Origin of the sequence: Citrobacter sp. CK180, from assembly GCF_030333655.1 — a bacterium.
Taxonomy (GTDB): domain Bacteria; phylum Pseudomonadota; class Gammaproteobacteria; order Enterobacterales; family Enterobacteriaceae; genus Citrobacter_B; species Citrobacter_B koseri.
In genome coordinates this window covers 119966-139749 of record NZ_JAOWFM010000057.1, presented here as the reverse complement: position 1 = coordinate 139749, position 19784 = coordinate 119966, and the positions used below count along the sequence as shown (strand labels likewise).

The following is a 19784-nucleotide window of genomic DNA, read 5'->3' as shown; positions in this document are numbered from 1 at the left end:
TCCCTCATCATAATGCGGTTAATTATTCATCGAATATAGCCTTTGCTATGTTATATAGCACAAGGTATAGATAAATGAAAATAATTCTTATTTACGTAGGGCGCTAAGGATGTGTCACCTTAGGGTGATAGTCCTGAGAGAAGATAAGGTGTATTATTTATGCAACTTATTTGTGGAGGCATCATGTCCGGTAAGCGTATTGCTCGTGAAAAACTGACGATTAAAAAAATGATCGCGCTGTACGAGAGCCAGTGCCCGCAGGCCTCAAACGAGCAAGGTCATTACGATGCGCTGTTTGCCTATGCGCAAAAGCGGCTGGATAAGTGCGTGTTTGGCGAGGAAAAACCGGCCTGTAAGCAGTGTCCGGTGCACTGTTATCAGCCCGCGAAGCGTGAGGAGATGAAGCAGATCATGCGTTGGGCAGGCCCAAGAATGCTCTGGCGCCATCCGATTTTGACCATCCGTCACCTTATTGATGACAAACGCCCCGTCCCGGAATTGCCGGAAAAATATCAGCGCAAGAAATAAATGTGTCTTGCCGGATGGCGGGAGTTAATCGCAGTTGCGTAGGCCCGATAAGCGTTAGCGCCATCGGGCAACACCATTACGCTTTGGTCGCAATCAGAATCGCTGACGCCTTAATCAGCGCAATAACGCGACTGCCCTGCGCCAGTTTCATCTCTTCCTGACTCTCATTGGTGACAACGGCCACAATCTCAAAACCAGCGTCGGTTTTGATGTGTACAGTCGCGTTGACTGCGCCTTCCGTCACCTGAGATACGCTACCGGCAAACTGGTTGCGGGCGGAAAACTTCAGGCCGCAATCTTCGCTTGCCAGAGTAACCCAGGGGGCTTTAATCAAAGCAATGGCGTCTTTTCCGTTTGTCAGACCCAGCGCCTGCTGGCTGCTGTGAGTGACAATCGCCACCAGTTTTGCGCCGCCCGCCAGCGTCAGTTCAACTTCATCATTCACCGCACCTGTTGCGACTGCGCTAACCGTACCGGTCAGTTGATTACGTGCTGATACCGCCATACTGCCTCCTTTCGTTGAGATATCTGCCAGTATAGCCAGAGATGCTATACCAATGCATCTTTATCAATGCCTAATCGTTTCATGCGAGAGAGCAGGGTGGTGCGCTTCAGCCCCAGACGCTGCGCGGCGCCTTTTGGCCCCGCCACCACGCCATTTGTCTCTTTCAACACGCGCATAATGAGCTGAAATTCATCCTCGCCCTCCTGGGCGACTTCGGTGGCGACCGGCGGCGCGCCCGGCGTGAGCATTCCCATGTCCGGCAGCGAGAGTTGCAGCACGTTGCCCCGCGTCAGCAGAACGGCGCGCTCGACGACGTTTTCCAGCTCGCGGACGTTCCCCGGCCACTCCATATTGCTCAGCGTGCGCAGCGTTTCGGCAGGAATACTGTTGATGTTGCGCCCCATCCGGCGGGCGATTTTAAAGGTGAAGGCTTTGACCAGCAGCGGAATGTCCTCCGGGCGCTCGCGCAGCGGCGGGAGCTGGATCGGAAAGACGTTCAGACGGTAATAGAGATCGTTGCGGAACTCACGATCGGCCACCATTTTTTTCAGATCGCGATTGGTGGCGGCGATCAGCCTGACGTCCGTCTGGATCAGTTTATTGCTGCCCAGACGTTCAAATTCCTGCTCCTGAAGTACGCGCAGCAGTTTCGGCTGTAGCTCCAGCGGCATGTCGCCCACTTCATCAAGAAACAGCGAGCTTTTATCCGCCAGCTCAAAACGACCAATACGCTGCGCGCTGGCGCCGGTAAAGGCGCCGCGCTCGTGACCAAACAGATCGCTTTCCAGCAGCCCGGCGGGCATCGCCGCGCAATTCATCTTCACCATTCGCCGTGCGTTACGCCCGCTCAGATTATGAATCGCCCTGGCAATCAGCTCTTTACCGGTTCCTGTTTCACCGAGGATCAGGACGGTGCTGTCGCTTTGCGCCACCATCTCCACCTGCTTGAGCACGTTGTACATGGCTTCGCTGCGACCGATTATCTCGCCAAATTCGCTATCCACGTTATTGAGCTGCTCGGTAAGCGCCAGGTTCTCGTCGACCAGACGCTCTTTCAGCCGGTGAATCTCCTGATAGGCGAGGGCGTTGTCCACGGCAATCGCCACGCGTTCGGCAATCTGGCGCAGCAGTTTGAGGTTGGCGGTGGTAAACACTTTCTCTTCGCATTGCGCCAGCTTCAGCACACCGAGCATTGTATTGCCGGACATCAGCGGCAGCAGACACAGGGTCTGTATCTGGTTGCCCCAGGTGTCGAACAGCATACGTTCGTACGGCGCAAGCGTATCCCGCTCGTTCAGGTTAATCAGCAGCATCTCTTTGCTTTTGAAAACCCGTTCAGAGAGCGTTCCCGCCTCGTCCACTTCGCTTTGTTCATGCGCGGGATTATGTTCATCCAGATAATGTGTGGAATAGATACTCAGCTTGTTTTTGCGGGAGCTGTGCAGGACGATGCTAATGGCATCGATATTAAAGTAGTGGTGGATCTCTTTCGCGACTTCGCTCACCAGTTCGTCGATGTCCAGCCGTGAAAGCACGGCATTGGTGATCGCCACCAGAATGCGGAAGTTGTCGCGCTCACGGCACAGGAGATCGTAGTCAACGTTATTGCTGACCCGACACTGAATTTGCTCAGCGACCACTGCGACAATCTGGGTGAAGGTTTGCAGGCGTTCGTACTCTTTCTCGCTCCACGGCTGGTCGTTTTGGCGGATGAATTCGCAGCCGCCAAAAATGCGCCCTTCAGCGGCCAGCGGCAGCAAACAGTAGTGGCCAAATTCACCGTACAGCCCGTTTGTCGCCAGTTGCGGCCAGGTTTCGCTGAATTCATGATGATTGCAGTGCAGCGCATCGGGGCGCGAGAGAATGCGCCGAACCGGGCCGTGTGCCAGCACGGTTTCGTCTTCATACGCGACAGGTTTACCATTTTCGCGAGTTGCATAATAACGCGCGCGTTGTGTCTGTGGCTGCCATAACACAATAGCCGCGCTGTCGGCCAGCGCTGAGCGCTTGACCAGTTGCGAAAGCGCTTCACTGAGCGACGCCAGGTCGGGCTGCTGCAATAATGTACGAGTGATGTCGAACAAACCTTGTTGTCCGAGATCGCTCATCGGTGTATACGACATGTTGCTTTTCCAGAAAAGCACCGCGATGCGGTGCGAAAACGGTAAATAAATTATAGATATAGGTAATATATTTTGGGTATCACCGCAGGCCTGTCCATCCGCAGGCCTGATAAGCATAGCGCCATCAGGCGCCTTTGCCGGATGGCGGCGTAAACGCCTTATCCGACCTACAAACTGCGTCGGACCGTAGGCCTGATAAACGTAGCGCCATCAGGCGCATTTGCCGGATGGCGGCGTAAACGCCTTATCCGGCCTACAAACTGCATTGAACCGTAGGCCTGATAAGCGCAGCGCCATCAGGCGCCTTTGCCGGATGGCGGCGTAAACGCCTTATCCGGCCGACAAACTGCGTTGAACCGCAGGCCTGATAAGCGCATCGCCATCAGGCGCCTTTGCCGGATGGCGGCGTAAACGCCTTATCCGACCTACAAACTGCATTGAACCGCAGGCCTGATAAGCGTAGCGCCATCAGGCGCTAGCATATACGCGGCAACGGTTCGGCGTGGGGTAAATCAAGGGTACGTTTCACGCCATACAGACCGGCCAGGCGAACGCCTCTGCGTTCAACTACCTCGCCGATCGGCGCCGCATCGCGGCCCAGCGGGTGCGCGCGCAGCGCGTCAAGCACCGCGTCTGCGGCCTGGCGCTCAACGGCGATCACCAGTTTGCCTTCATTGGCAAAGTTAAGCGCATCCAGCCCCAGCAGTTCGCAGACGCCGCGCACCGCCGGTTTGACCGGCAGCGCGGATTCAGACAACTCAATACCGAAGCCGCAGGCGGCGGCAAACTCATGGGCGACAGCATTCACGCCGCCGCGCGTCGCATCGCGTAAGGCTTTCACGCCTGGAATATCGCGCAGCGTCTGAATAAGTGGGGTTAATACCGCGCAGTCGCTGACCAGCTCGCCATCCAGCCCCAGTTGTTCACGCAAATTGAGGATCGTTGCGCCATGATCGCCGAGCGTGCCGCTGACCAGCAGCACATCTCCCACGCTTAATGTCTGCGCCCCCCAGTGAATATTGGCGGGAATCGCCCCCATCCCGGCGGTGTTGATGAACAGCTTATCCGCCGCGCCGCGCTGAACGACTTTGGTATCACCGGTCACAATGGCGATACCGGCTTCGCGCGCGGTTGCCGCCATGCTGTTCACCACGCTTTTCAGCGTCTCCATCGGCAGACCTTCTTCGAGGATAAAGCCGCAGGAGAGATAACGCGGGATTGCGCCGCTGACCGCCACGTCGTTGGCCGTGCCGCAAATCGCCAGTTTGCCGATATTGCCGCCGGGGAAAAACAGCGGGTCAATAACATAGCTGTCGGTGGAGAAGGCCAGGCGATCGCCTTCCGCCGCCAGTTGCGCCAGTTCAAGACGCGCCTGATCTTCCTGCTCAGCCAGCCACGGGTTGGCAAAAGCTTCCATAAACAGGCTGTTAATCAGCTGCTGCATGGCCAGACCGCCGCTGCCGTGGGCAAGTTGTACGCTGTTCATGCTTCACACTCCTGCTGACGATATTGATACCAGGCGGCGCATGCCCCCTCGGAGGAGACCATTAACGCGCCGAACGCCGTCTGCGGGTTACAGGTCGTGCCAAACAACGGGCACTGGTGCGGTTTGCACTTGCCGGTGAGCACTTCTCCGCAGCGTGCACGCGGATCGTCGCACACCTGTTGCGGCGCCGGGCGGAAGTGCGCTTCGGCGTCAAACCGCTGGTAGTCTGGCGTCAGGTGGACACCGGATGATTCAATCACGCCCAGCCCGCGCCATTCGCTGTCGCCGTTGACGCAAAACACCTCGGCGATAGCCTGTTGCGCCAGCAGATTACCGGCATCCGGCACCACGCGACGGTACTGGTTCTCAACCTGGCTATGGGAGGCTATTTTCTGCTCAACCAGCATGACGACGCCTTGCAGTAGATCAAGCGGTTCGAATCCCGCCACCACCAGAGGACGATGGAAATCCGTCGCGATGAAGCTATAGGCGTCGGTGCCGATCACCATGCTGACGTGACCCGGCGCGAGAAACGCGTCAATTCCGTTATCCGGCTGCTCCAGCAGGCTGCGCAGCGTTGGAATAAGCGTGATGTGCTGGCAGAAAAAGTAAAAGTTCTGCACGTTGCGAAGCTTCGCCTGTTGCAGCGTGATGGCGGTGGTCGGCATGGTGGTTTCAAATCCCAGACCGAAGAAAACGACTTTGCGCGTTGGGTTTTCCTGCGCCAGTTTCAGGGCATCCATTGGCGAATAAACAATGCGGATATCTGCGCCACGGGATTTGGCCTGCAATAGCGAACCCTGTTTCCCCGGTACGCGTATGGCATCGCCAAAGGTGCAGAAAATCACCTCAGGATGGCTGGCGATCTCCACGCAGCTGTCAATTCTGCCCATCGGCAGCACGCACACCGGGCAACCGGGGCCGTGGATAAACTCCACGTTGTCGGGCAGCAGCTGGTCGAGGCCGAACTTGAAGATGGCGTGCGTATGACCGCCGCATACTTCCATGATGCGCAGCGGACGTTCGGCGGTATAAGGGAGATGCGCGGCACGTTCACGCAGGTGATCAATCAACTGCATCACCTGTTCCGGTGCGCGATATTCGTCAACAAAACGCATTATTTTTCCTCGCCATACAACAAAGCGCCGACGTCCGGTTCGACATCAAACATGTTTTGCAGCGCGTCGAGGGTGTCGCGCGCTTCCGCTTCGTTAATCACACTCATGGCAAAACCAACGTGAACCAGCACCCACTGGCCCAGACGCGGCTCACCGCTCTCATCGCAACTGCCAACCAGCGTCAGGTCGACATCGCGCTGGATGCCGCAGACATCGACTTTCGCCTGATTGCCGTCAATGGAGCGAATTTGCCCCGGAACGCCTATGCACATCGCTGTGCCTCCAGCCAGTTCAGCCACCGATCCATCCCTTCGCCGCTGGTGGCGGAGATGAGGATGATCTCAATGTCAGGATTGACTTCCCGGGCGCTGGCGATGCACTTCTCAACGTCAAAATTGAGGTACGGCAGCAGATCGACTTTGTTCAGGAGCATGAGCGAAGCGGCGGCGAACATATGCGGGTATTTCAGCGGCTTGTCTTCGCCTTCCGTAACGGAAAGCACCGCCACTTTATGGCGCTCGCCGAGGTCAAAGCTGGCCGGGCAGACAAGGTTGCCGACGTTTTCGATAAACAGAATACCGTTGTCGGCCAGCGGCAGACGCGGAGCGGCATCGGCAATCATTTGCGCATCAAGATGGCAGCCTTTGCCGGTGTTGACCTGAATAGCAGGCGTACCGGTCGCGCGGATGCGGGCGGCGTCGTTGACCGTCTGCTGGTCGCCTTCAATCACCGCGCACGGCACACTGTCTTTTAACTTCATCAGCGTTTCGGTCAGCAGGGTGGTTTTACCGGAACCGGGGCTGGAGACAAGGTTGAGCACCAGATGCTGGCGGGCGGCGAAGCGGGCGCGGTTGCGCTCGGCCAGACGGTTGTTTTTGTCCAGCACGTCAATTTCGACTTCCAGCATCCGGCGCTGGCTCATACCCGGCGCATGGGTTCCCGCTTCACCGTGACCGTAGTGCAGATCGCCTTCTGCGGTCTGGCTCGGGGTAAAGGCGGATGTCTTCACGCCGGTGATGTTCAGTGCCGGGCGAGCCGCCGGGGCAAAAGGCGCGCTACGAAACGCCGAATGGGGATTATGCTCATCTCCCTCTATATAAAGGTTGCCTTCACCGCAACCGCATGTCGTACACATCGCTCACTCCTGATCTCTATCTTGCGGTAAATCTATTGCCGGATGGCGGCTTTGCTTTATGCAGCCTACAACTCAGGCCATTCCTGTCGGCCGGATAAGACGCTCAGGCGTCGCTATCCGGCGTTGGATTACTGTCTATTTCAATTCGGCGAATCTGCAACCCGTCATCGGCCACAATGCGTAATGTGTCGCTCTGGCATTGCGGACAACGGCGCACGCGCTGCGTCAGTAACGTGACGTACTGCTGACAAGACTCGCACCAGCATTCGGCTTCTTGTTCTTCGAGGTGGAGTTTACAACCTTCCGCCAGGGTGCCACGGCATACCAGATCAAAACAAAAGGCGAGAGCGCTGGTTTCTACGCAAGAAAATGCGCCAATTTTGAGCCAGACCCCAGTTACCCGTTTTGCACCGTGCGCTGCGGCCTGTTGTTCAATTAATTCCAGTGCCCGTTGGCAGAGAGTTATTTCGTGCATATCGCCTCCCGAATTCATTGCCCTGAATAAGCAATAAATATGCCAGTTATTTTTCCCTTGCTTGTGACAATGACGACGATGACGAAATGACATGTCGTCACAGCGTCGAACGTGATGGCTTTTTTGTATCATTATGAAAAATAAAGGTTTAAAAACTGGCATGGAAAATGCTTAAGGCTGGCTATCTCTGCTAACCGGGTAACCTGACATGACTATTTGGGAAATAAGCGAAAAGGCTGATTACATCGCGCAGCGGCATCATCGCCTGCTGGACCAGTGGCGAATCTACTGTAACTCACTGGTTCAGGGGATCACCTTATCAAAAGCGCGTCTGCATCACGCCATGAGCTGTGCGCCGGACAAAGATCTGTGTTTTGTGCTTTTCGAGCACTTCACGATTTACGTCACCCTGGCGGACGGTTTTAACAGCCACACCATCGAGTATTACGTCGAAACCAAAGACGGTGAAGATAAGCAGTTGATTGCACAAGCGCAATTGACCATTGACGGCCTCGTTGATGAGAAGGTCAGTAACCGCGATCGCGAGCAGGTGCTGGAGCACTATCTCGAAAAAATCGCCAGCGTTTACGACAGCCTGTACACCGCCGTGGAAAACAATCGCCCGGTGAATTTACGTCAACTGGTAAAGGGAAATAGCCCGGCGGCATAAGCACGAGGCGCTGCCCGTTGTTACTCGCGGCGTGCGCTTCACGCTGCATATGAATGTTTGAGGGGATGGGAATGTCGATAAGTGTCGAAAATGACATTTTTCAGACATGTTTTCGTCAAAAATGACTATCACCTGAGGAATGCCTGGTGAATCGTTTTGTAATTGCTGACTCCACGCTCTGTATTGGCTGCCACACTTGTGAAGCAGCCTGTTCAGAGACGCATCGCCAGCACGGCCTGCAATCAATGCCGCGGCTGAAAGTGATGCTCAATGAAAAAGAATCCGCGCCGCAGCTGTGTCACCACTGTGAAGATGCGCCCTGTGCCGTGGTGTGCCCGGTGAACGCCATCAATCGGGTAGACGGCGCCGTACAGTTGAATGAAAGCCTGTGCGTAAGCTGCAAGCTGTGTGGCATTGCCTGCCCGTTCGGCGCGATTGAATTTTCCGGCAGCCGTCCGCTGCATATTCCGGCGAATGCCAATTCACCGAAAGCCCCGCCGGCGCCTCCCGCGCCGGCACGCGTCAGCACGCTGCTGGACTGGGTGCCGGGCGTGCGCGCCATCGCGGTCAAATGCGATCTGTGCAGCTTTGACGAACAAGGCCCGGCCTGCGTGCGGATGTGTCCGACCAACGCGTTACACCTGGTGAATAACATGGATATCGCCCGCGCCAGCAAACGCAAACGTGAGCTGACCTTCAACACCGATTTTGGCGATCTCACCTTGTTTCAGCAGGCGCAAAGTGGGGAGGCAAAATGAACGCAATTTCACTGATCAATAGCGGTGTGGCCTGGTTCGTGGCGGCGGCCGTACTGGCATTTCTGTTTTCCTTTCATAAAGCGCTGAGCGGCTGGGTCGCCGGTGTCGGCGGCGCGGTCGGCAGTCTGTATACCGCGGCGGCGGGTTTTTCCGTCCTGGTGAATGCGACAGCGGTCAGCGGCGTGATGCCGTTGATCGGTCATGGTTTACAAATCACCCCGCTGAACGCCATCTGGCTGATTACGCTGGGGCTGTGCGGGCTGTTCGTCAGCCTGTACAACATCGACTGGCATCGTCACCCGCTGGTGTTAGCCAACGGGCTGCTGGTAAACCTGCTGATGGCGGCGGCAGTTTGCGCGGTCGTCGCCAGCAATCTTGGTACGCTGGTGGTGATGGCGGAAATCATGGCGCTGTGCGCGGTGTTTCTTACCGGTTGCAGCAAAGAGGGCAAACTGTGGTTTGCGCTGGGGCGTATCGGTACGCTGCTGCTGGCTGTCGCCTGCTGGCTGGTGTGGCAGCGTTACGGCACGCTGGAGCTGCGTCTGCTCGATCTGCGCGCCCAGGCGCTGCCGCTCGGTTCTGACATCTGGCTGCTCGGCGTAGTCGGTTTTGGTCTGCTGGCCGGGATTATCCCGCTGCACGGTTGGGTGCCGCAGGCGCACGCCAACGCCAGTGCACCGGCGGCGGCCCTGTTCTCTACCGTGGTGATGAAAATGGGTCTGCTGGGCATTCTCTCTTTATCGCTGATTGGCGGCAATGCGCCGCTGTGGTGGGGCGTTCTGCTGCTGGTGCTCGGCATGATCACCGCGTTTGTCGGCGGTCTGTATGCGCTGATGGAACATAACATTCAGCGTCTGCTGGCGTACCACACCCTGGAAAACATCGGCATTATCCTGCTCGGTCTGGGCGCGGGCGTCACCGGTATTGCCCTTAATCAACCGGCGCTGATTGCGCTCGGCCTGACCGGTGGTCTCTATCATCTGGTCAACCATAGCCTGTTCAAAAGCGTGCTGTTTTTGGGCGCGGGCAGCATTTGGTTCCGTACCGGGCACCGTGACATCGAAAAACTGGGCGGCATCGGCAAGCGTATGCCGGTGATTTCTGTCGCGATGCTGATTGGCCTGATGGCGATGGCCGCGCTGCCGCCGCTGAACGGGTTTGCCGGTGAGTGGGTTATCTATCAGTCCTTCTTCAAGCTGGGCAACAGCGGCGCGTTCATTGGCCGTCTGTTAGGGCCGTTGCTGGCCGTCGGGCTGGCGATTACCGGTGCGCTGGCGGTGATGTGTATGGCGAAAGTCTATGGCGTTACGTTCCTCGGCGCGCCGCGTACCAAAGAGGCGGAAAACGCCTGCTGCACGCCAATCCTGATGGGGGTGAGCGTCGTCGCGCTGGCCATTTGCTGCGTGCTGGGCGGCGTTGCCGCGCCGTGGCTGCTGCCGCTGATCTCCGCTGCCGTGCCGCTGCCGCTGGAGACGGCGAACACCACCGTTTCTCAGCCGATGATTACGCTGCTGCTGATCGCCTGTCCGCTGCTGCCGTTCATCATCATGGCGATTTTCAAAGGCAACCGTCTGCCGTCACGTTCACGCGGCGCGGCCTGGGTCTGTGGCTACGACCACGAGCAGTCGATGGTGATTACCGCCCACGGTTTCGCCATGCCGGTAAAAGAGGCCTTTGCCCCGGTACTTAAGTTGCGTAAATGGCTTAACCCGGTATCGCTGGTTCCGGGCTGGCAGAATGCGGCGGCACCGGTTCTGTTCCGCCGCCTGGCGCTGATTGAGCTGGCGGTGCTGGTGGTGATTGTGGTTTCACGAGGAGCCTGAGAATGAGTGTGTTATATCCGTTAATTCAGGCGCTGGTGTTATTTGCCGCAGCGCCGCTGCTGTCCGGTATTACCCGCGTGGCGCGTGCCCGGTTGCACAACCGTCGCGGGCCGGGCGTTTTGCAGGAGTATCGCGACCTGATCAAACTGTTGGGGCGCCAGAGCGTTGCGCCTGCCGATTCCGGCTGGGTCTTTCGCCTGACGCCGTTTGTGATGGTCGGCGTCATGCTGACTATCGCGACCGCGCTGCCGGTGGTGACGGTTGGTTCGCCGTTGCCGCAGTTGGGCGATCTGATCACCCTGATCTACCTTTTTGCGATCGCCCGCTTCTTCTTCTCTATTGCCGGTCTGGATACCGGGAGTCCGTTTACCGCGATCGGCGCAAGCCGCGAAGCGATGCTCGGCGTACTGGTGGAGCCAATCCTGCTGCTCGGCCTGTGGGTGGCGGCGCAGGTGGCCGGTTCCACGCACATCAGCAATATCACCGACACGATTTACCACTGGCCGGCAGCGCGCAGCATTCCGCTGATGCTGGCGCTGTGCGCCTGCGCATTCGCCACCTTTATCGAGATGGGCAAACTGCCGTTCGATCTGGCGGAAGCGGAGCAGGAGTTGCAGGAAGGCCCGCTGACCGAATACAGCGGCAGCGGCTTCGCGGTGCTGAAGTGGGGCATCAGCCTGAAACAGCTGGTGGTGCTGCAAATGTTTGTCGGCGTATTCCTGCCGTGGGGACAGATGGAGACCTTCAGCGCGGGTGGGCTGCTGCTGGCGCTGGTGATTGCCATCGTCAAGCTGATCGCTGGCGTGCTGGTGATTGCCCTGTTCGAAAACAGCATGGCGCGCCTGCGTTTTTGCGCCACTTCACGCGTGACCTGGGCCGGTTTTGGGTTTGCGTTTTTAGCATTCGTCTCCTTGCTGGTGGCGTGATTTAAGAGAGTTTGAGCATGTCTGAAGAAAAATTAGGTCAACAATACCTTGCGGCGCTGCACCAGGCTTTTCCGGGCGTGGTGCTGGACGAAGCCTGGCAGACCAAAGATCAGCTGACCCTCACCGTGAAGGTGAACTACCTGCCGGAAGTGGTGGAGTTTCTCTACTACAAACAGGGCGGATGGCTCTCGGTACTGTTTGGCAACGACGAACGCCAGCTGTGCGGCCACTATGCCGTTTACTACGTGCTGTCGATGGAGCAGGGGACGAAGTGCTGGATAACCGTGCGCGTTGAAGTCGATGCCAACAAACTGGAGTTTCCGTCCGTGACGCCGCGCGTGCCGGCTGCGGTGTGGGGCGAACGCGAAGTCCGCGACATGTATGGCCTGATCCCGGTCGGCCTGCCTGATGAACGCCGCCTGGTGCTGCCGGATGACTGGCCGGATGAACTCTATCCGCTGCGTAAAGACAGCATGGATTACCGTCAACGCCCGGCGCCGACCACCGATGCTGAAACCTACGAATTTATCAACGAGCTGGGTGACAAGAAAAACAACGTGGTGCCGATCGGCCCGCTGCACGTCACCTCTGATGAACCGGGTCACTTCCGCCTGTTTGTTGACGGCGAAAACATTATCGACGCCGATTACCGCCTGTTCTACGTCCATCGCGGCATGGAGAAACTGGCGGAAACCCGCATGGGTTACAACGAAGTCACCTTCCTGTCGGACCGCGTGTGCGGCATTTGCGGCTTTGCTCACAGCACCGCCTATACCACCTCCGTCGAGAATGCGATGGGCATCGTGGTGCCGGAACGCGCGCAGATGATTCGCGCCATTCTGCTGGAGGTGGAGCGTCTGCACTCGCACCTGCTGAACCTCGGCCTGGCCTGTCACTTCACCGGCTTTGACTCCGGCTTTATGCAGTTCTTCCGCGTGCGTGAAACGTCGATGAAAATGGCGGAGATCCTTACCGGGGCGCGTAAAACTTACGGTCTGAACCTGATCGGCGGGATTCGTCGCGATCTGCTGAAAGAGGACATGATCCAGACCCGTCAACTGGCGCAGCAGATGCGCCGCGAGGTGCAAGAACTGGTGGATATGCTGCTCAGCACGCCGAACATGGAGCAGCGCACCGTCGGCATTGGGCGCCTCGACCCGGAAATCGCCCGCGACTTCAGTAACGTGGGGCCGATGGTGCGCGCCAGCGGTCACGCCCGCGATACCCGCGCCGATCACCCGTTTGTCGGCTACGGCCTGCTGCCGATGGAAGTGCATAGCGAGCAGGGCTGTGACGTCATCTCCCGTCTGAAAGTGCGCATCAACGAAGTGTACACCGCGCTGAACATGATCGATTTCGGCCTGGATAACCTGCCGGGCGGCCCGCTGATGGTGGAAGGCTTTACCTATATCCCACACCGTTTTGCGCTGGGCTTTGCCGAAGCGCCGCGCGGGGATGACATCCACTGGAGCATGACCGGCGACAACCAGAAGCTGTACCGCTGGCGCTGCCGTGCGGCGACCTACGCCAACTGGCCGACCCTGCGCTATATGCTGCGCGGTAACACGGTCTCCGACGCGCCGCTGATCATCGGTAGCCTCGACCCTTGCTACTCCTGTACCGACCGCATGACCGTGGTGGATGTGCGTAAGAAGAAGAGCAAAGTCGTGCCGTACAAAGAACTTGAGCGCTACAGCATTGAGCGTAAAAACTCGCCGCTGAAATAAGGAATCGCCATGTTTACCTTTATCAAAAAAGTTATCAAAACCGGCGCGCCGACGTCGTCGTATCCGCTGGAGCCGATTGCGGTCGATAAAAACTTCCGTGGCAAACCGGAGCATAATCCGCAGCAGTGTATTGGCTGCGCAGCCTGCGTTAATGCCTGCCCGTCGAATGCGCTGACGGTTGAAACCTGCCTTGTTACCGGTGAGCTGGCCTGGCAGTTCAACCTCGGGCGCTGCATCTTTTGCGCCCGCTGTGAAGAAGTGTGCCCGACAGCGGCGATTAAACTCTCTCAGGAATATGAGCTGGCGGTGTGGAAGAAAGCGGACTTTCTGCAACAGTCCCGCTTTACGCTGTGCAATTGCCGCGTGTGCAACCGTCCTTTCGCGGTGCAGAAAGAGATTGATTACGCCATCGCGCTGCTGAAACACAATGGCGACAGCCGCGCGGAATATCACCGTGAAAGCTTTGAGACCTGCCCGGACTGCAAGCGTCAGAAATGCCTGGTGCCGTCCGACCGTATTGAACTGACTCGCCATATGAAAGAGGCCAGCTGATGAGCAATTTATTAGGCCCACGCGACGCCAACGGCATTCCGATGCCGATGACGGTGGATGAATCCATCGCCAGCATGAAGGCGTCTTTGCTGAAAAACATTAAGCGTTCGGCGTATGTCTACCGCGTGGACTGCGGTGGCTGCAACGGCTGCGAAATCGAAATTTTTGCCACCCTTTCTCCGCTGTTTGACGCCGAACGTTTTGGCATCAAAGTCGTCCCGTCACCGCGTCATGCGGATATTCTGCTGTTCACCGGGGCGGTGACGCGCGCGATGCGTTCTCCGGCGCTGCGCGCCTGGCAGTCCGCGCCGGACCCAAAAATCTGTATCTCTTACGGCGCCTGCGGCAACAGCGGCGGTATCTTCCACGACCTGTACTGCGTCTGGGGCGGCACCGACAAAATCGTACCGGTGGATGTCTACATTCCGGGCTGCCCGCCGACGCCTGCGGCAACGTTGTACGGTTTCGCGATGGCGCTGGGTTTGCTGGAGCAGAAAATTCACGCCCGCGCGCCGGGTGAACTGGACGAGCAGGCGGCAGAGATTCTGCATCCCGACATGGTGCAGCCGCTGCGCGTGAAGGTGGATCGCGCGGCGCGTCGTCTGGCGGGTTATCGCTATGGCCGTCAGATCGCCGATGATTACCTGACCCAACTGGGACAGGGTGAACATCAGGTGGCGCGCTGGCTGGAAGTGGAAAACGATCCGCGTCTGACCGAGATCGTCACTCACCTGAATCATGTGGTTGAAGAGGCGCGTATCCGATGAGTGAAATGGTGGTGTTCAGTCAACTGAGCCGTAAGTTTATTGATGAGAACGATGCGACGCCCGCCGAGGCGCAGCAGGTTGTCTATTACAGCCTGGCGATTGGCCACCACCTTGGGGTCATCGACTGCCTGGAAGCGGCGTTAACCTGCCCGTGGGAGGATTATCTGGCGTGGATTGCGACTCTGGAAGAGGGAAGCGAGGCCAGACGTAAAATGGAAGGCGTGCCGAAGTACGGCGAGATCGTCATCGATTTTAACCATGTGCAAATGCTGGCGCGCGCTTTCGACAGCGCGCTCTCTGCGCAAAACCCGCAACAGCAGGCGTGGAGCAAGCTGATGCTGAGTATGCTCCACGATATTCATCAGGAAAGCGCCATCTATCTGATGGTGAGGAGACACCGTGACTGACGTTTTATTGTGCGTCGGCAACAGTATGATGGGCGATGACGGCGCCGGGCCGCTGCTGGCCGAAATGTGCGCCGCGCAGCCTAAAGGCAACTGGGTTGTTATTGACGGCGGCAGCGCGCCGGAGAACGATATTGTCGCGATCCGCGAACTGCGCCCGGATCGTCTGCTGATTGTCGATGCGACCGACATGGGGCTGAATCCGGGCGAGATCCGCATCATCGACCCGGATGACATCGCCGAAATGTTTATGATGACCACCCACAATATGCCGTTGAATTATCTGGTGGATCAGCTGAAAGAGGACGTTGGCGACGTGATTTTCCTCGGCATCCAGCCGGATATCGTTGGCTTTTATTATCCGATGACGCCGCTGGTGAAAGAGGCGGTGGAAGTGGTTTATTCAAGGCTTGCAGAGTGGGTTGGCGACGGGGGATTTTCTCCGCTCTGAGCAGGTGCCCGGTGGCGCTACGCTTACCGGGCCTACGGTTTTGTAGGCCGGGTAAGGCGAAGCCGCCACCCGGCAAAACGGGCTACGCCAGATCTTCCCCGTTACTCGCAATCACTTTCTTGTACCACCAGAATGATTTTTTGCGGGTACGCGCCAGCGTGCCGTTGCCAGCGTCGTCACGGTCGACATACACAAACCCGTAGCGTTTGCTCATTTCGCCTGTCGAGGCGGACACCAGATCGATGCAGCCCCAGGTGGTGTAACCCATCAGCGGCACGCCGTCTTCAATGGCGTCGGCCATCGCCCGAATATGCTCGCGCAGGTAGCGGATGCGGTAATCATCATGGATCTCACCTTTCGCGTCCGGCTCATCTTTCGCGCCGAGGCCGTTTTCCACCAGAAACAGCGGCTTCTGGTAGCGGTCATACATCATATTCATAGTGATGCGCAGACCAAGCGGGTCAATCCCCCAGCCCCATTCGCTGACGTCAAGGTGCGGATTGCGCAGCGATTTCACCACGTTGGCGGCGTTGGTGTTATTGGCGTTCATCTCCGCTGAAGCGCAGCGTGACGCGTAGTAGCTAAACGAGACGAAATCGACGGTGTTCTTCAGGATAGCGTCGTCTTCCGGGGCTTTTTCAATCACCACGCCTTTCTCGCGAAAGACGCGGGCGGAATAGGCCGGATAAGCGCCGCGCGCCTGCACATCGATAAAGAACAGGTTTTCGCGGTCTTTCTCCAGCGCGGTCCAGACGTCCTGCGGTTTACAGGAGTAAGGATAAAAATTGCCGCCCGCCAGCATACAGCCGACCTGGTTTTGCGGGTTGACCTCATGGGCGATTTGGGTCGCCAGCGCGCTGGCAATCAGCTCGTGATGCGCGGCCTGATACTTCACCTGATCCTGATTTTCACCTTCCTCAAACACCAGGCCCGCGCCGGAGAATGGGCTGTGCAGCATGATGTTGATTTCGTTGAACGTCAGCCAGTATTTCACCAGACCGTCAAAGGCTTCAAAGCAGGTTCGCGCGTAGCGGGTAAAGAATTCCACCATTTTGCGATTGCGCCAGGAGCCGTACTCCGTCACCAGGTGCATCGGCACATCGAAGTGGCACAGCGTGACTAGCGGCTCAATACCGTACTTTTTACACTCTTCAAACACCGCGCGATAAAACGCGATGCCTTCTTCGTTCGGCGTCAGCTCATCGCCGTCAGGGTAGAGACGGCTCCAGGCGATCGAGGTGCGAAATACCGTAAAGCCCATCTCCGCCATCAGGGCGATATCGTCTTTATAGCGATGGTAAAAATCAATCGCGTCATGGCCTGGATAAAATTCGTCATCCCGCAGTTGAAAGCGTTTCTCCAGCCCCAGTTTGACCGGCATACGGTGCTCGCCATGCGGGATCATATCGACGGTGCTCAGCCCTTTGCCACCTTCCCGGTATGCCCCTTCAGACTGGTTGGCGGCCAGTGCGCCGCCCCATAAAAATCCTTGCGGAAATACAGACATAGTCATCCTCAATATGCGCCAGTCAGATGCTGGCTTCTTTTGCAGTAGTCGGTTGCGCGGCCTGGTTTTTTCTTGCCTGCGCGGCTGCGTCTTCCACGGGGATATCTTCAAAGCCGAGGATCAGCGTCAGAACAAAAGAGAGCACCACGGCCAGCGCCATCACGCCAAACACCCAGGCGATGGTCATCGGGTTCGCCGGGTCGAAGAACTGGACGCTGGTGAACAGGCCCGGTGCCGCCATCGAGTGGCTGGCAAGCCCCGCCATACCTGCCACCGCGCCGCAGATAAAGCCGCTGATCAGGCTCGCAATCAGCGGACGCTTCAGACGTACCGCCACGCCGTACAGCGCTGGTTCGGAGATCCCCGCCATAATTGCGGAAGCGGCGGCGGCAAGCGCCGTCTGGCGCAGTTCCGGGTTTTTGGTTTTCCATGCGACGGCCAGAGAGGAGCCGCCCAGCGACAGGTTAGCGCCAATTTCAGACGGCATGACCATGCCTTCTTTGCCGGTTTCAGCAATGGTCTGGATGATGGTTGGGGTAAAGACGCGGTGCATCCCGGTCATGACCAGCAGCGGCCACAGCGCGCCCATGATGGCGACGGAAAGCCAGCCCAGATAGCCGTGAATGGTGTAAACCAGCGCGGAGATGGCGCTACCGATCCAGATCCCGATTGGGCCGATTAAAACAATGGCGAGCGGGGCGGCGATCAGGACGATCAGCATTGGTTTCAGGAAGTTTTTCGTGACGGCCGGGGTAATGCGATCCACCCAGCGTTCGATGTATGAAAGACACCACGTCATCACCAGCGCCGGGATCACCGTGTAGGTGTATTTCACCGCCGTCACCGGGATCAGGGCAAATTCAACGTGTTCACCTTCGGCGGCTTTCGCCATCAGGTCGATAAAACTCGGGTGAACCAGCACGCCTGCGATGGCAATCGCCAGCGACATGTTCGTTTTGAACTTGATTGCCGCTGACGCCGCCACCATCAGCGGCAGGAAGAAGAACGCGCCGTCGCCAATCACCGTCAGGATGGTCAGCGTGGAGGCGCCTTTTTCCAGCAGCCCCGTCATTTCGAGGATCATGGCCAGCAGTTTCAGCATCGATCCGCCGATAATCGCCGGGATCAGCGGGGACATGGTGCCGATCAGCGCGTCAAGTATTCCCGCGCCGATGCGTTTAAAGGTGAGTTTAGGTTTGCCGACGGGTGCTGCGGGCTGCATATCGGTCGGCAGCAGACTGACGACTTCGCGATACGCCTGTGAAACGGTGTTGCCGATAATCACCTGACACTGGTTGTCGCTGCGAACCACGCCGAGAACGCCGCTGAGGGTTTTCAACGTCGCGCTGTCGACCTGCGCGTCATCTTTGAGAACGAAACGCAGACGCGTCATGCAGTGTGTCACGGCGGTGATGTTATCCACACCGCCCAGCGCCGTCACCACGGAGCGCGCCAGTGCCGCATAATTCTTAGACATCGGATTTTATCCTGTTTTATCAATAGGGTAGTTTTATCGTCTTACGCCTTTTCGCTAAAAAAACGTGGGCAATGAAACGCAAAATAGGAAACCGGTTCCACAAAATCATGAATAGTTTCACTGAGTGATACAAGATTACAATTCGATCATTTTTTATAATTGTGATAATGATCACTTGTTGTTTTGGGCGGTGATTTACCATCAAGGACAACAACGGTACGGTGAAGTACACTGCGTGTCATTGAGTGCTAATGGATGAGTAATATGACGACGATGCTGGAGGTGGCTAAGCGGGCCGGGGTGTCGAAAGCGACGGTTTCCCGGGTGCTTTCAGGTAACGGCTACGTCAGCCAGGAGACCAAAGACCGCGTGTTTCAGGCCATTGAAGAGAGCGGCTATCGACCCAATTTGTTAGCGCGCAGTCTGGCGGCGAAGAAAACGCAGACCCTCGGTCTGGTGGTGACGAACACCCTTTACCACGGCGTTTATTTTAGCGAGCTGCTGTTTCATACGGCGCGAATGGCAGAGGATAAGGGGCGTCAGCTTCTGCTCGCGGACGGCAAACACAGCGCGGAAGAAGAGCGTCAGGCGATTCAGTATCTGCTCGATCTGCGCTGCGACGCCATTATGATTTATCCCCGTTTTCTCAGCGTGGATGAGATTGACGACATTATCGACTCACACGCCCAGCCCATTATGGTGCTTAACCGTCGGCTGCGAAGAAACAGCAGCCACTGCGTTTATTGCGACCAGAAGCAGACCAGTTTTAACGCGGTGGAACAGTTGATCGCCGGGGGGCATCGCGAGATTGCGTTTATCACCGGTTCGATGGATTCCCCTACCGGCGTGGAGCGTCTCTCAGGGTATAAAGACGCATTGACGCGACACGGCATTGCTATCAATAACGAATTGATTGTCAACGGAAAGTGGACGCCCGCCAGCGGTGCTGAAGGGGTGGATACGCTTCTGGCGCGCAAGGTGAGTTTTACCGCGCTGGTAGCCAGTAATGACGATATGGCGATTGGCGCCATCAAACAGTTACACGAGCGTGGCATGAGCGTGCCTGCGCAGACCTCGGTCATCGGATTCGACGACATCGCGATGGCGCCCTATACCATCCCGGCGCTTTCCAGCGTTAAAATTCCGGTTACGGAGATGATTCAGGAGACGATTGGACGTCTTATCTTCATGCTGGACGGCGGTGAATTTACGCCGCCAAAAACCTTTACCGGTGCGCTGATCCTGCGCGATTCGGCAGCGCTGCTGCCTGCCCGCTGATCCCGCTTTACATTGTCATTTGTCATCGTCATTCGTGACGATGACAGTACCTGGTCACAACGTCATCATCAAAT

Annotated in this window: 20 protein-coding genes and 1 pseudogene; 11 read left to right on the top strand and 10 right to left on the bottom strand. The window is 57.3% G+C overall.

The genetic code is table 11. From position 1 onward, the window contains the following. Window positions 1-183: 183 nt before the first annotated feature. On the top strand, window positions 184-528 hold the full coding sequence (locus tag OGV50_RS22975) for a nitrous oxide-stimulated promoter family protein (protein ID WP_024130896.1): 345 nt from the start codon (window positions 184-186) through the stop codon (window positions 526-528). Window positions 529-604: 76 nt separating this feature from the next. Here the strand turns inward: OGV50_RS22975 and OGV50_RS22970 are convergent, their stop codons facing one another. From OGV50_RS22970 to hypA, 8 genes and pseudogenes are all read right to left on the bottom strand, one after another. Continuing rightward, window positions 605-1033, bottom strand: a complete 429-nt coding sequence (locus tag OGV50_RS22970; RefSeq protein ID WP_012134844.1) for a TOBE domain-containing protein — start codon at window positions 1031-1033, stop codon at window positions 605-607. A 44-nt stretch (window positions 1034-1077) separates the two neighbouring features. Further along, on the bottom strand, window positions 1078-3156 hold the full coding sequence (gene flhA, locus OGV50_RS22965; protein ID WP_024130895.1) for a formate hydrogenlyase transcriptional activator FlhA: 2079 nt from the start codon (window positions 3154-3156) through the stop codon (window positions 1078-1080). Between the two features lie 296 nt (window positions 3157-3452). After that, window positions 3453-3569: pseudogene (locus OGV50_RS23700) on the bottom strand (hypothetical protein); the annotation flags it as partial. A gap of 62 nt (window positions 3570-3631) precedes the next feature. After that, window positions 3632-4642, bottom strand: coding sequence for a hydrogenase expression/formation protein HypE (gene hypE / locus OGV50_RS22960; protein ID WP_047461655.1), 1011 nt, complete (start codon window positions 4640-4642; stop codon window positions 3632-3634). Further along, the gene (hypD, locus tag OGV50_RS22955; RefSeq protein ID WP_200092748.1) at window positions 4639-5760 is read right to left on the bottom strand and encodes a hydrogenase formation protein HypD; all 1122 of its coding nucleotides are present in this window, start codon (window positions 5758-5760) and stop codon (window positions 4639-4641) included. Before hypD ends, hypE begins: the two co-directional genes overlap by 4 nt. Next, a complete protein-coding gene (hypC, locus tag OGV50_RS22950) occupies window positions 5760-6032 on the bottom strand; it encodes a hydrogenase 3 maturation protein HypC (RefSeq protein WP_047461662.1) in 273 nt (90 codons plus the stop codon). Before hypC ends, hypD begins: the two co-directional genes overlap by 1 nt. Then, window positions 6023-6895, bottom strand: a complete 873-nt coding sequence (hypB, locus tag OGV50_RS22945) for a hydrogenase nickel incorporation protein HypB (RefSeq protein WP_012134839.1) — start codon at window positions 6893-6895, stop codon at window positions 6023-6025. Before hypB ends, hypC begins: the two co-directional genes overlap by 10 nt. A 103-nt stretch (window positions 6896-6998) precedes the next feature. Beyond that, entirely contained in the window at window positions 6999-7370 is a 372-nt protein-coding gene (gene hypA / locus OGV50_RS22940) for a hydrogenase maturation nickel metallochaperone HypA (protein WP_024130894.1), read from the bottom strand. Window positions 7371-7578: 208 nt separating this feature from the next. Between hypA and hycA the strand changes: the two genes are divergently transcribed. The 9 genes from hycA to hycI all read left to right on the top strand — a co-directional run bounded on the left by hycA (window position 7579) and on the right by hycI (window position 15448). Beyond that, a complete protein-coding gene (gene hycA, locus OGV50_RS22935) occupies window positions 7579-8040 on the top strand; it encodes a formate hydrogenlyase regulator HycA (RefSeq protein ID WP_012134837.1) in 462 nt (153 codons plus the stop codon). A 146-nt stretch (window positions 8041-8186) separates the two neighbouring features. Next, the gene (hycB, locus tag OGV50_RS22930) at window positions 8187-8798 is read left to right on the top strand and encodes a formate hydrogenlyase subunit HycB (protein ID WP_047461668.1); all 612 of its coding nucleotides are present in this window, start codon (window positions 8187-8189) and stop codon (window positions 8796-8798) included. Further along, window positions 8795-10621 (top strand): formate hydrogenlyase subunit 3, encoded by a 1827-nt coding sequence (hycC, locus tag OGV50_RS22925; protein WP_200092749.1) that lies wholly within the window; start codon window positions 8795-8797, stop codon window positions 10619-10621. The genes hycB and hycC overlap by 4 nt, the downstream gene beginning before the upstream one ends. A gap of 2 nt (window positions 10622-10623) precedes the next feature. Next, window positions 10624-11547: a respiratory chain complex I subunit 1 family protein gene (locus tag OGV50_RS22920; RefSeq protein ID WP_012134833.1), complete on the top strand. Its 924-nt coding sequence runs from the start codon at window positions 10624-10626 to the stop codon at window positions 11545-11547. 17 nt (window positions 11548-11564) lie between these two features. Beyond that, window positions 11565-13274, top strand: coding sequence for a formate hydrogenlyase subunit HycE (gene hycE, locus OGV50_RS22915; protein ID WP_012134832.1), 1710 nt, complete (start codon window positions 11565-11567; stop codon window positions 13272-13274). Between the two features lie 9 nt (window positions 13275-13283). Next, a complete protein-coding gene (locus OGV50_RS22910; RefSeq protein ID WP_114848662.1) occupies window positions 13284-13826 on the top strand; it encodes a formate hydrogenlyase complex iron-sulfur subunit in 543 nt (180 codons plus the stop codon). Then, window positions 13826-14593, top strand: a complete 768-nt coding sequence (gene hycG / locus OGV50_RS22905; protein WP_200028773.1) for a formate hydrogenlyase subunit HycG — start codon at window positions 13826-13828, stop codon at window positions 14591-14593. Before OGV50_RS22910 ends, hycG begins: the two co-directional genes overlap by 1 nt. Beyond that, window positions 14590-15000, top strand: a complete 411-nt coding sequence (locus tag OGV50_RS22900) for a formate hydrogenlyase maturation HycH family protein (RefSeq protein ID WP_200092750.1) — start codon at window positions 14590-14592, stop codon at window positions 14998-15000. Before hycG ends, OGV50_RS22900 begins: the two co-directional genes overlap by 4 nt. Beyond that, the gene (gene hycI, locus OGV50_RS22895; RefSeq protein WP_200092751.1) at window positions 14993-15448 is read left to right on the top strand and encodes a hydrogenase maturation peptidase HycI; all 456 of its coding nucleotides are present in this window, start codon (window positions 14993-14995) and stop codon (window positions 15446-15448) included. The genes OGV50_RS22900 and hycI overlap by 8 nt, the downstream gene beginning before the upstream one ends. An 82-nt stretch (window positions 15449-15530) precedes the next feature. On the opposite strand, the gene OGV50_RS22890 is transcribed toward hycI, so the two are convergent. After that, window positions 15531-16955 carry a 6-phospho-beta-glucosidase gene (locus tag OGV50_RS22890; protein ID WP_060815974.1) on the bottom strand — a complete coding sequence of 475 codons (1425 nt, stop codon included), beginning with the start codon at window positions 16953-16955 and terminating at the stop codon, window positions 15531-15533. A gap of 22 nt (window positions 16956-16977) precedes the next feature. Further along, a complete protein-coding gene (gene ascF, locus OGV50_RS22885) occupies window positions 16978-18432 on the bottom strand; it encodes a PTS cellobiose/arbutin/salicin transporter subunit IIBC (protein ID WP_071257935.1) in 1455 nt (484 codons plus the stop codon). Between the two features lie 264 nt (window positions 18433-18696). On the opposite strand from ascF, the gene OGV50_RS22880 reads away from it, so the two are divergent. Next, window positions 18697-19710, top strand: a complete 1014-nt coding sequence (locus OGV50_RS22880; RefSeq protein ID WP_110493900.1) for a LacI family DNA-binding transcriptional regulator — start codon at window positions 18697-18699, stop codon at window positions 19708-19710. Window positions 19711-19784: the final 74 nt, after the last annotated feature.